An 11,784-nucleotide genomic window follows, 5' to 3' on the forward strand; every position below is an offset into this window, starting at 1 on the left:
AGAAGACCCCGCGCACGACGCCGGAGGCTCAGAGCCTGTTTGGGAAATCGGCGGCTGAGGGCCGTCGCGGGATTTTTGGCGATCCGGCAGAAGATCCGGAAAGAGAACCGGCAGGAGAAAACGCCGGCGCGATGCCGCGCATCGCGCCAAGTTTTCGACGAACCGGGCGCCGGAAAGACCCGGCGGACCGACCCGTCCGACTTTTCCAAACAGGCTCTCAGAGCCCTTCGAACAGCGCGGTCGACAGATAGCGCTCGGCGAAGGACGGCACGATGGCGACGATGACCTTGCCGGCATAGTCCGGGCGCGCGCCGAGTTCCAGCGCCGCCGCAATCGCCGCGCCGGAGGAGATGCCGCCGGGAATGCCCTCATAACGGGCGAGCGCGCGGGCGGTGTCGAAGGCGGTCTGGTTGCCTACCGTCACCACCTCGTCGATGATGCTGCGGTCCAGCACCTCGGGCACGAAGCCGGCACCGATGCCCTGGATCTTGTGCGGGCCGGGCTGGCCGCCGGACAGCACCGGGCTGTCCTCGGGCTCCACCGCCACCATGCGCAGCGAGGCCTTGCGCGGCTTCAGCACCTGGCCGATGCCGGTGATGGTGCCGCCGGTGCCGACGCCGGAGACCACAACGTCCACCGCGCCCTTGGTGTCGTTCCAGATTTCCTCGGCCGTGGTCTTGCGGTGGATGGCGGGGTTCGCCTTGTTCTTGAACTGCTGGGGCATCACCGCCTTGGGCAGGTCGCGGACCAATTCCTCGGCCTTGGCGACGGCGCCCTTCATGCCGAGCTGCGCCGGGGTCAGCACCAGTTCCGCGCCGAGCAGGGCAAGCATCTTGCGCCGCTCCACCGACATGGATTCCGGCATCACCAGGATCAGCCGGTAGCCGCGCGCGGCGGCGACGAAGGCGAGCGCGATGCCGGTATTGCCCGAGGTGGGCTCCACCATCACCGTGTCGGCATCGAGCGCGCCGGCGGCTTCCATGGCGTCCACCATGGCGACGCCGATCCGATCCTTGACGCTGGCGATGGGATTGAAAAACTCCAGCTTGGCGAGGATCTCGGCCTTCACGCCGCGCAATTGCGGCAGGCGCTGGAGCCGCACCAGGGGCGTGTCGCCGATGGTCTGAGTGATGGAATCATACACCCGGCCACGGCCCGGAACGATGTCGCCGGCCGGCTTGCTTGCCGATTCAGCCATTGGATTTCTCCCTCGATTGTCTCTTAGCGACTGTCTCTTGGCGTCGCGCCCTGCGGGGCGCCGCCGGGTTCAAATGGTAAAATCGATACGGTCGTGATCGGAGCCGTGGCCCTTGTCGTCGGCGGAGCGGCAGAGGTCTTCGAGCGTCACGGTGTCGAGCGCCTTGTCGAACGTGTCCTCGGCGGAGGCGACGGCGGGCTGCACCACTTCCAGCACCAGCGGGGGAAGGATGATCTCCTTCTCCTCTTCCGCGCCTTCCACCACACGCACGATCTCGGCCACCGAGACCCGGCGACGCTCGCGCGCCAGCTCATAGCCGCCGCGCGGACCGCGCACGCCTTTCAACACGCCGGCATGCACCAGCGCCTGCAACACCGGCTCCAGCCGGCGGGGCGGCAAACCATGGCGGGCGGCCAAGGCTTTCGCGGCAACGGGGACACCGCGGGCATGGACGGCGACATCCACGACGGCGGCGATGGCGAGCAGGCTTTTGTCGGATAAACGCGGCATGGGACTGTGGCTATCTCGATCCGTACGCCCCGTCGAGCCCTGTCGACCCAAAACCACCGGAGCCGCGTGCAGTTTCTCCCAATTTGCCGGATTCTTCCAGCAGAATATGCGTCACCGGGGCCACGACCATCTGGGCAATGCGCATGCCCCGGCTGATCTCGACCGGCGCATCTCCATGATTAATCAGCAGAACCAGGATTTCGCCGCGATAGTCGGCATCGATGGTTCCGGGCGCGTTGAGCACCGTGACGCCGAATTTCAGGGCGAGGCCCGAGCGCGGCCGCACCTGCGCTTCAAAGCCCGGCGGCAGGGCGAGCGCCAGCCCGGTGGGCACGGCGGCCCGCGCGCCGGGCTTGAGCACCAGCGGAGCATCGGCCGGCACGGCGGCCATCAGGTCGAGCCCGGCCGAGGCGGCGGTCGCATAAGCCGGCAGCGGCAAGTCTGCCCCATGGGGCAGACGCAGAACGGGAACGCCGAGCGCCATGCTTAAACCCCCTCGCCCGCCAGCGCGCCGCCGATGCGGGCGACGAGGCGGCGCGCCACCTCGGTCTTGCTGGCGGAGGGCCAATCCTCCACCCCGTCCGCGCTCACCAGATGCACGGTATTGAGGTCACCGCCCATGATGCCGGTTTCCGGCGACACATCATTGGCGACGATCCAATCGCATCCCTTGCGGGCCAGCTTGGCCTGGGCGTGGGGCACCACATTCTGCGTCTCGGCGGCAAACCCCACCACGAGGCGCGGACGCAGCGTGCCATGCTTCGCGATGGAGGCGAGAATGTCCGGGTTTTCCACCAGATCGAGCTCGGGCGCGCCCGCCTCGCCTTTCTTGATCTTCTGGCCTGCGGCATCGGCGACCCGCCAGTCGGCGACCGCGGCAGCGAACACGGCGGCGTCCACAGGGAGATTCTCCTCCACCGCCGCCAGCATTTCGCGCGCGCTCTCCACCTTCACCATGCGCACGCCACGCGGATCGGCAAGCGCCACCGGCCCGGAGATCAGCACCACCTCTGCCCCCGCAGCGGCGGCGGCGGCGGCGATGGCGTGGCCCTGCTTGCCGGAGGAGCGGTTGGCAATATAGCGCACCGGATCGATCGGCTCATGGGTGGGGCCGGAGGTGATGAGAATGCGCCGGCCCTTCAGCAGCACGGTCTGGTCGGAGAAGCGGGCCTCGATGGCGGCCAGCAGTTCCAGCGGCTCGGCCATGCGCCCTTCGCCGAATTCGCCGCGCTCGGCCATGGCGCCGGAATTGGGGCCGATGAGATAGACCCCGTCCTGCTTCAGCCGCGCCACATTGCGCCGGGTGGCGGGATGCGCCCACATGCGCGGGTTCATGGCGGGCGCCATCAGAACGCTCTTGTCGGTGGCGAGCAAAGCGGTGGTGGCGAGATCGTCCGCGAAGCCGTTGGCGGCCTTGGCCATGAGATCGGCGGTGGCGGGCGCGACCACGATCAGATCGGCATCGCGCGATAATTGGATGTGGCCGATGTCATGCTCGGCGGTGAGGTCGAACAAGTCGGTGAACACCCGTTCGCCAGTCAGCGCGCCGACCGAAAGCGGGGTCACGAAATGCTGGGCCGCTGGCGTCAGGATCGCCCGCACCGTGGCGCCGCGCTCTTTCAGGCGGCGGATGAGGTCCAGGCATTTGTACGCGGCAATCCCGCCGCCGATGATGAGCAGAATGCGTCGTTCGTGAAGCATGGCGGTCTCCGGGCGCGGGGTGGACTGGGATAGCAGGAAATGACCGGAAAGGGCACCGTGCATCGCCGATGCCGAGCCGTGTCCAACCCCCAGTCTGCGCCGTATCTTCCGTCCTGGCCTGCGTTCCCCGACCGGCTATTTCAGCGCGATCACCAGCAGCGACAGTGCGATCACCCACAGCGCTGCATTGCCCCAGAACGCGCGCCGCGCTTCCGCCTGGCCGATGCCTTCCAGCGTCTTGGGCGAGAGGCTGAGGCCGTCGCGGGTGGCTTCGTCCAGTTGCGTCACAACCCGCCCCGCGCGGCCCAGCAGGTCCGGCACATCGGCGAGGAAACTGCCCACTTCGCCGATCGCCCCGCCCGCTTCCTGGATCCGGCCGATCGGGCCGAGATTGCGGGCGATCCAATCCTCCACCACCGGGGCGGCGGTGGTCCACATGTTCAATTGCGGGTCGAGCGAGCGCGCGACGCCTTCCACCACCACCATGGTCTTCTGCAGCAGCAGCAGTTCCGGCCGGGTCTTCATGTCGAACAGGCCGGTCACCTCCAGCAGCAAGGACAGCAGCTTGGCCATGGAGATCTGCTCGGCGCTGCGGGAATGGATCGGCTCGCCGATGGCCCGGATCGCCTGGGCAAAATCCTCCACCGAATGGTGGCGCGGCACATATCCGGCATCAAAATGCACCTGGGCGGTGCGGCGCCAGTTGCGGGTGATGAAGCCGTAGAGGATTTCCGCCAGGAACCGCCGCTCGCGCGCGCCGAGCCGGCCCATGATGCCGCAATCGACGATCACGAGGCGCCCTTGCGCGTCCACGAACAGGTTTCCCGGATGCATGTCGGCATGGAAGAAGCCGTCGCGCATGGCCTGGCGCAGGAAGGATTGCATGACGATGCGCGCCAGCGCCTTCAGATCATGGCCCGCAGCCTCCAGCGCCGCGCGGTCGGACAATTTGATGCCGTCGATCCATTGGGTGGTGAGCACTTCCCGGCCGGAGCGCTCCCAATCCACGGCGGGGACATGGATCTCGGGATCGTCCTGAGTATTTTCGGCCAGTTCTGCATAAGCGGCGGCTTCCAGGCGCAGGTCCATCTCCATGTTCACGGAGCGAGCAAGGGTCTCGACCACCGCTTCCAGACGCAGCCGGCGCGCTTCGGGCGAGGCGCGCTCGGCGAAGGCGGCGATACGGCGGAAGGTCGCCATGTCGGAGCCGAAGCGGCGGCCGATGTCGGGCCGCAGGATCTTCACCGCCACGTCGCGGCGCGTCCCGTCCTGTTCCACCACCTCGGCCTTGTGAACCTCGGCGATGGAGGCGGCGGCGACCGCCGGGCCGAACACCGCGAACGCGGCCGAAACCGGCCGGTCCAGCGCTTCGGCGACCATGGCCTCGGCGATGTCCTGCCCGAACGCCGGCATGCGATCCTGGAGCACTTCGAGATCGCGGGCGATGGCCGTGCCCACCACATCCGGCCGGGTGGCCAAAAACTGGCCGAGCTTCACATAGGACGGGCCGAGCCGGCTCAGTGCCGCCGAGAGGCGGGCCGCGCGGGTGCCGGCGTCGGGCCGGGCGATCAGGCGCGCGAGCTTGAGCAAGGGCCGCGCCGGTGGCGGCAGCGCCAACGGCGGCACGAAGCTCAGCACCCCTTCGCGGGCGAGCACATAGGCGGCCCGCGCCAGGCGGGCGGCATCGGCGAGAAGAAAGATCACGCGCATATCCTTTGGTCCTTCCCGCTCCCGGAGGGAGGCGGAAGAACGAACCCGTTCAAATCCGGAAACCCGAATGCAGCGCCACGACGCCGCCGGTCATGAGCGTGAAATCCACGCGGCCGAACCCGGCCTCGCGCATCATCTGCGCGAAGGTTGCGGGCGGGGGGAAGCGGCGGATGGATTCCACGAGATATTGATAGGGCTCCGCCTCCCCCGCGACCCGGCGGCCGAGTTCGGGAATGACGCGGAAGGAATAGAAATCATAGATCTTGTCGAGCAAAGGCACGTCGACGCGGGAGAATTCCAGCACCAGAGCCCGCCCGCCCGGCTTCAGCACCCGCTTCATCTCGGACAGAGCGAGGGGAATGCGCGGCACGTTGCGGATGCCGAAGGCGATGGTGACGGCGTCAAAGCTCGCATCCGCGAAGGGGAGCGACTCGGCATTGGCGTCGACGAACTCGACCCTGTCGGAGAGGCTGCGCTTTTCGGCGCGCTCGCGGCCCACGGCCAGCATCTCGCGATTGATGTCGGCGACCACCGCTTGGGTCCCCGCCCCGCCAGCGCCGACCACGCGGAAGGAAACGTCGCCGGTGCCGCCGGCCAGATCCAGCAGGCGGAACGCACGCGCGCCCTGGGGCGGACGCACCTTGGAGACCATGGCGTCCTTCCAGGCCCGATGCAGCCCGCCGGACATGAAATCATTCATGATGTCGTAGCGCCGGGCGACCTTGTGGAACACCTCGTCCACCAGGGTCTGCTTCTCATCCAGCGGAACGGTGCGATATCCGAAATGGGTGTCCGGCTGGTCTTGGGGCGAGGCTTGCATCAGGGGATCCGGCGAACAGGGGGACGGCGATTGCGCCGAACCTTACCGGATCGTCCCGCCGGACGCCACGCGCCGCGCATGTGGCGACCCGCCTCAAGCGGCCACCCGCCGCAGCCCCCCGCCAAACCCGCGGGAGGCGAGGAAAATGCTAGCTGCCACGGCGGCGGCGCGCCTTGCGGCCGAGCAGATGGAGTTCGTCCACGGGCAACAATTCCAGCTCCAGGAAGCCGTCCTCGTCGCGCGAGCGAGCCTTCGGCGCGCCGGAGACGGACACCCCCGAGGTGCCGCCGCGCTGCTTGCGCAACATGATTTCCCGCCGCAAGGGAAAGATCGGAACATGAATCGTGAAGGTCATGGCGATCTCCAGGTACGTTAAGGGAACCGAAACGGTCTCAAACCTGCCCCGGCAAATATTTCCGAATGTTTCACACTTCTGTGCAAACACCCGCTTGCTGGGACACCCCAAGAACGCCTGCGGATCGGGGCGATTATTTGTCCGAGATGGGGGCGAAGCAAGATCATCCCATGGCGTCGTCCACCATTGGGGATATTCATCAAATATTAAGGATGAAATCTATTCTGCGGCGGCGCGCGACAAACGCCATTGCGCGAGGATTGCGCGCAACGCCGCCGGCTTCAACGGCTTGTGAAGCACCGCCATATCGACCGCCGCGGCGGCGTCGCGCACCTTGCGGCTGCGATCGGCGGTGATCAGGATCGCCGGCATCTTGCCGAGCTTCCAGCGCAGGCTCATCACGGCATCAATGCCGTGGCCGCCGTCGAGATGATAATCGATCAGGAACACGTCCGGGCGCGCCTTGGCGACCCGCACCTCGCGCAGGGCGGTCTGCACGTCCCCGGCCTTGATCACCTTGCAGCCCCAGCCGGTGAGCAGCAATTCCATGCCGTCCAGGATCGCCGGCTCGTTGTCGATGGCGAGGATGCACAATCCGTCGAGCGGCGCGGTGGCGCGGGCGGGACGCGATTGCTGGACGTCCTCCTCCGGCAGTGGCACCGCCACGGGCAGTTCCACCGTGAAGCTCGATCCGCGCCCGGCAGCCGAGCGGATCGCCACCGGATGGCCCAGCACGCGCGCGATACGCTCGACGATGGAAAGGCCGAGCCCGAGCCCGCGCGCCTCCCGCGCGCCCTGGTCGAGGCGCTGGAATTCCTGGAAGATCAGCTTGTGCTTGGTGCGCGGAATGCCAAGGCCGGTGTCGATGACCTCGATCCGCACCTTGCCCCTGCGCCGCCGGCACCCCACCAGGACCCGGCCCTTGGGCGTGTATTTGATCGCATTGGAAATGAGGTTCTGCAGCAGCCGGCGCAGCAGCCGCCGGTCCGAGCGCACGGCGAGCGAGGACGGCACGAAGGTGAGTTGCAATTGCTTCTCGGCGGCGAGGGGGGCGAACTCCAGCTCCAGTTGCTTCAGCACATCACCGATGCGGAACGCGGCGATCTCGGGGCGCATGGCGCCGCTGTCGAGGCGCGAGATGTCCAGCAGCGCGACCAGGATCTCTTCCACCGCCTCCAGCGAGGAATCGATATTGGCGGCAAGCCTGCTCTCCTCCGGGCCGCGCGCGCGTTCCACGAGGCTGGTCACATAGAGGCGCGCCGCGTTCAGGGGCTGGAGGATGTCGTGGCTCGCGGCGGCGAGGAACCGCGTCTTGGAAAGATTGGCGTCGTCGGCATTGGCCTTGGCCTTTGCCAGCGCCTGGTTGAGATCCTCCAATTCCTCGGTGCGCTCGCGCACGCGCCGTTCCAGCGTCTCGTTCGCGCGTTCGAGGGCCATTTCGGCATGTACCGAGGCGGTGATGTCGGTGAAGGTCACGACGACGCCGCCGTCGGGCAGAGGATCGGACCGTGCCTCGATCATCATGGCGCCGTGGCGCAGCCGCTCCTGGCAAGGGCCGCTCTGGGCGGCGTAGAGCACCAGGCGATGGTCGAGGTCGCTCGGCGCGTCCTCATCCTCCATCTGGGAATGGGTGAGAATCTCGCGCAGCGGCACGCCGACCGCATAGCATTCCGGCGGCAGGTCCAGCATCTCGCCGAACCTGCGGTTCCAGCACACCAGGCGCAATTCGCGATCGAACACGGCGATGCCCTGCCCCACATGATCAATGGCGGTCTGGAGCAATTCACGGTTGTATTGGATGGCGGCTGACGCATCGTCCAGCAGCCGCAGCGCGGCCTTGGTGGAGACCGCGCGCTTGCGCAGCAGAAGCGACAGCACGAGGCGCGAGGAAGCCGCGCCGATGGCGGAGGCAAGCAGATGCTCGGTCTGGCGGACTAATTGCGCATCGGCCTCGCGCTTGGGCTCCAGCGACAATCCCTGCTCGCGCGCGAAAGTCGCGAAGGCGGAGCGGGCGCGCTCCTCGCCCAGATAGCGTGCAACCGTGGCGATCAATTCCTCGACCGTGACCGAGGAGCGCCAGCGGCGGAAAGCCGGGCGCACCAACGTCTGGTCGCGCGCCATGAACAGGCCGGCCTGCACCTGCTCGATGGCCGAGGGCTTGGTCGCCAGCGACACCACGAACAGCAGCAGCGTGTTCAGCCCGAGGCTCCAGGCGACGCCATGGGCGAGCGGCGAGGCGGAAAGCCCGAGCAGGCTGGTGGGCCGCAGCAGCGCGATATCGAACGGCCCGTGCGTGATCAGCGCCTGCGAGAACAGCCCGGCATCCGCAAGACTCGGCACCAGCAGCGTATAGGCCCACACCACCATTCCCGCCACGATGCCCACGATCGCGCCCGCCGCCGTCGCCCGGCGCCAGAACAATGCGGCGGCAAACGCCGGCCCCACCTGGGCGATCGCCGCGAACGACAGCAGGCCGATCTGCGCCAGCTGCACGTCGCCGGTGGTGCGATAATAAAGATAGACCAGCAGCAGCAGCACGAAGATGGCGGCGCGGCGCACCAGCAGCAGCACCCCCACCATATCGTGCGGCGATTGCTGCGCCGAAGGACCGGACGCCCGGCGCCGCAGCAGCAGCGGCATGACGAGATCGTTCGAGATCATGATGGACAGCGCCACGGTCTCGACAATCACCATGGCGGTGGCAGCGGAAAGGCCGCCGACGAACGCCAGCATCGCCAGGAAATCGTGCCCCGCTGACAGCGGCACCGCGAGCACGAACACGTCGCGATCCACCGTGCCGAGGGGAAACAGCGTCATGCCCGCGAGCGCGATCGGCACCACGAACAGATTGATGAGGATGAGATAGAGCGGGAACAGCCAGCGGGCGCGGCGGATTTCGGCCACGCCCTTGTTTTCCACCACCGCGACATGGAACTGGCGCGGCAGCAGCAGGAAGGCGCCAGCCGAAAGCACCGTCATGGTCACCCAGTTTTCCAGGGAGATGCCGCGCTCGAAGGGCGCGGTGACGCCGCTTTCACGGGCCGCGTACCACAGCGCCATGGGTCCGTCGAAAATGATGAAGGTGACGGCGAAGCCGACCGTGAGAAAGGCCACCAGCTTGACGATGGATTCGGTCGCCACCGCCAGCATCAGCCCGTCCTGATGTTCGGTCGCGTCGGTGTGGCGGGTGCCGAACAGCACCGCGAAGGCGGCCATGGCGAAGGCCACGAACAGCGCCAGGTCGCCGCCCACCGGCAGCGCCAAAGGCGCGGTGCCGAGCGGCCCCATCACCGCCAGCAGCGAGGCCGAAACCGCCTTCAGCTGGAGCGAGATATAGGGGATGGAGCCGACGATCGCGACCACCGAGACCAGCGCCGCGATGCCCTGGTTCTTGCCGTAGCGGGCGGCCAGGAAATCGGCGATGGAGGTGATGTTGTGCGCCTTCGCCAACTCCACCACGCGGATCAGCAGCGGGCTGCACACGGCGATCACGAGGATCGGCCCGACATAAATGGTCAGGAAGTCGAAGCCCTGGAGGGTGGCGAGCCCCACCGAGCCGAAGAACGTCCAGGAGGTGCAATAGACCGCGAGCGACAGGGAATAGATGAGGGGCCGCACGCCGCGCGGCTTTCCCTGCCACAGCCGCAGGAACCGGCCGCCGGCGCTCCCCGGCGCCGCGCCGCCGCCCTCCGGCATCGCCGCGCCGGACAGCGCGCGGCTGCGCCGCCGGTCCCCGAAACTCGCCACAGCGAACAGGAAACCGATATAGCCAAGCGCCACCAGAACGACGACCCAGACCTGAAGCATATCCCCCATCCAACCGCGCTTATTCGTGTTGCGGCATTCTTATGTCTTAGAGCGTCTTGCGTATCGCGGCCGCAAGGCGGCGCGGATCCAGCCGCGGCAACCGGCCTGCCGAACCTAGCTGTAGGACGCCTCCTCGCGCTGCGCCTGCTTCTCACGCCGGCGCTGGACCGAGGAGGCGATGTTCATGCTCTCGCGATATTTCGCAACCGTGCGGCGGGCGATGTCGATGCCATCGGTCTTCAGCTTCTGCACCAGCGTATCGTCGGAGAGCACGTCGCTCGCGTTTTCCGCATCGATCAGGCTCTTGATGCGGTGGCGCACGGCCTCCGCCGAATGGGCTTCTCCCCCGCCCGAAGCGTTGATGGAGGAAGAGAAGAAGAATTTCAGCTCCAGCACGCCGCGCGGGGTGGAGATATATTTGTTCGACGTCACGCGCGAGACCGTGGATTCGTGCATGCCGATGGCATCGGCCACGGTGCGCAGGTTCAGCGGGCGCAGATGACGCACGCCGTGCACCAGGAAGGCATCCTGCTGGCGCACGATCTCGCTCGCCACCTTCAGGATGGTGCGGGCGCGCTGATCGAGCGAGCGCGTCAGCCAGCCGGCGCTTTGCAGGCAATCCGCGAGGAACGTCTTCTCCTCGGACGAGCGCACCGCCTTGGCCACGGAGGCATGATAGGTCTGGTTCACCAGCACGCGCGGCAAGGTGTCGGAATTCAACTCCACCAGCCAGGAGCCGTCGGACGCCTCCTTCACGAACACGTCCGGCACCAGCGGGTGCAGCACGCCGCTGCCGAAGATCAGGCCGGGCTTGGGATCGAGCGCGCGGATCTCGCCGATCATCTCGGCCAGGTCTTCCGCATCCACCCCGCAGATGCGCCGCAGGGCGTTGCGGTCATGGCGCGCGAGCAGTTCGAGATTGGCGAGCAGTGCCTCCATGGCCGGATCGCAGCGGTTGCGCTCGCGCAATTGCAGCGCCAGGCATTCGGACAGGGTGCGCGCGCCGACGCCGGTGGGCTCGAAGGTCTGGATCAGGCGGAGCACGCTTTCCACCTCTTTCGGCGAAACCTTCATCTGCTCGGCCAGCGCCGCCATATCCCCCACCAGATAGCCGGTCTCGTCGATCATGCCGATGAGATTAAGGCCGATGATGCGGCGGACCGGATCGGTCTCGGCCAGCGAAAGCTGGGCCTCCAGATGGTCGGCGAGCGTGCTCTCGCTGGCGAGAAACGCTTCGGGATTGTAGTCCTCGCCGCGCTCGCCACCGCCACCGCTGCCCCATTCCACCGCGCTGGAGGTGCCCGTCCCCACGCCGCGCTCGGCGGGAACGTCGTCGGGAAAGACATTGCCGAGGTCGGTGTCGAGCTGATTCTCCATCTTGGCGCGGCTCGGCTCGGCGTCACCGTCCAAAAAGTCGCCCGAAACCGGGATCTCGCGCTCCTCGGCCGCGGCGGCGGCGGGCGCCTCCGGCTCCGGCTCGGCAGCGCCGCCTTCCGGCTCCGCCACGCGCTCCAGCAGCGGGTTGCGCTCCAGCTCCGCCTCCACATAGGCGGTCAGTTCCAGGTTGGACAATTGCAGCAGCTTGATGGCTTGCATCAACTGCGGGGTCATCACCAGCGACTGACTCTGCCGGAATTCCAGTCGCGCCGAGAGGGCCATCAGCCGCACTCCCCGCCGCGGCGG

The 11,784-nt window shown here is 67.4% G+C and carries 9 protein-coding genes; all 9 read right to left on the reverse strand.

What is annotated here, in order from left to right; translation table 11 throughout:
- Positions 1-217: 217 nt before the first annotated feature.
- Positions 218-1,198 carry a cysteine synthase A gene (cysK, locus tag V5G24_RS16590; RefSeq protein ID WP_394081014.1) on the reverse strand — a complete coding sequence of 327 codons (981 nt, stop codon included), beginning with the start codon at positions 1,196-1,198 and terminating at the stop codon, positions 218-220.
- A 69-nt stretch (positions 1,199-1,267) separates the two neighbouring features.
- Positions 1,268-1,708, reverse strand: coding sequence for an RrF2 family transcriptional regulator (locus V5G24_RS16595; protein WP_394081012.1), 441 nt, complete (start codon positions 1,706-1,708; stop codon positions 1,268-1,270).
- 10 nt (positions 1,709-1,718) lie between these two features.
- A complete protein-coding gene (gene dut, locus V5G24_RS16600) occupies positions 1,719-2,192 on the reverse strand; it encodes a dUTP diphosphatase (protein WP_394081010.1) in 474 nt (157 codons plus the stop codon).
- A 2-nt stretch (positions 2,193-2,194) separates the two neighbouring features.
- Positions 2,195-3,409 (reverse strand): bifunctional phosphopantothenoylcysteine decarboxylase/phosphopantothenate--cysteine ligase CoaBC, encoded by a 1,215-nt coding sequence (coaBC, locus tag V5G24_RS16605; protein WP_394081008.1) that lies wholly within the window; start codon positions 3,407-3,409, stop codon positions 2,195-2,197.
- Positions 3,410-3,544: 135 nt separating this feature from the next.
- A complete protein-coding gene (gene ubiB / locus V5G24_RS16610) occupies positions 3,545-5,113 on the reverse strand; it encodes a 2-polyprenylphenol 6-hydroxylase (protein WP_394081006.1) in 1,569 nt (522 codons plus the stop codon).
- Between the two features lie 55 nt (positions 5,114-5,168).
- Positions 5,169-5,939 carry a bifunctional demethylmenaquinone methyltransferase/2-methoxy-6-polyprenyl-1,4-benzoquinol methylase UbiE gene (gene ubiE / locus V5G24_RS16615; RefSeq protein ID WP_394081004.1) on the reverse strand — a complete coding sequence of 257 codons (771 nt, stop codon included), beginning with the start codon at positions 5,937-5,939 and terminating at the stop codon, positions 5,169-5,171.
- Positions 5,940-6,087: 148 nt separating this feature from the next.
- Positions 6,088-6,294, reverse strand: a complete 207-nt coding sequence (locus tag V5G24_RS16620) for a hypothetical protein (protein ID WP_394081002.1) — start codon at positions 6,292-6,294, stop codon at positions 6,088-6,090.
- A gap of 219 nt (positions 6,295-6,513) precedes the next feature.
- Positions 6,514-10,101 carry a PAS domain-containing hybrid sensor histidine kinase/response regulator gene (locus V5G24_RS16625; protein WP_394081000.1) on the reverse strand — a complete coding sequence of 1,196 codons (3,588 nt, stop codon included), beginning with the start codon at positions 10,099-10,101 and terminating at the stop codon, positions 6,514-6,516.
- A 114-nt stretch (positions 10,102-10,215) separates the two neighbouring features.
- Positions 10,216-11,760, reverse strand: coding sequence for an RNA polymerase factor sigma-54 (gene rpoN / locus V5G24_RS16630; protein WP_394080998.1), 1,545 nt, complete (start codon positions 11,758-11,760; stop codon positions 10,216-10,218).
- Positions 11,761-11,784: the final 24 nt, after the last annotated feature.

Origin of the sequence: Roseixanthobacter finlandensis (genome assembly GCF_043195105.2) — a bacterium.
GTDB lineage: Bacteria > Pseudomonadota > Alphaproteobacteria > Rhizobiales > Xanthobacteraceae > NCEH01.

What these genes read in the sequence shown, in the direction of transcription:
- coaBC (WP_394081008.1), bottom strand. Translation starts at nt 3,409, where the DNA reads ATGCTTCACGAACGACGCATTCTGCTCATCATCGGCGGCGGGATTGCC.
- cysK (WP_394081014.1), bottom strand. Translation starts at nt 1,198, where the DNA reads ATGGCTGAATCGGCAAGCAAGCCGGCCGGCGACATCGTTCCGGGCCGT.
- V5G24_RS16595 (WP_394081012.1), bottom strand. Translation starts at nt 1,708, where the DNA reads ATGCCGCGTTTATCCGACAAAAGCCTGCTCGCCATCGCCGCCGTCGTG.
- V5G24_RS16625 (WP_394081000.1), bottom strand. Translation starts at nt 10,101, where the DNA reads ATGCTTCAGGTCTGGGTCGTCGTTCTGGTGGCGCTTGGCTATATCGGT.
- dut (WP_394081010.1), bottom strand. Translation starts at nt 2,192, where the DNA reads ATGGCGCTCGGCGTTCCCGTTCTGCGTCTGCCCCATGGGGCAGACTTG.
- V5G24_RS16620 (WP_394081002.1), bottom strand. Translation starts at nt 6,294, where the DNA reads ATGACCTTCACGATTCATGTTCCGATCTTTCCCTTGCGGCGGGAAATC.
- ubiE (WP_394081004.1), bottom strand. Translation starts at nt 5,939, where the DNA reads ATGCAAGCCTCGCCCCAAGACCAGCCGGACACCCATTTCGGATATCGC.
- rpoN (WP_394080998.1), bottom strand. Translation starts at nt 11,760, where the DNA reads ATGGCCCTCTCGGCGCGACTGGAATTCCGGCAGAGTCAGTCGCTGGTG.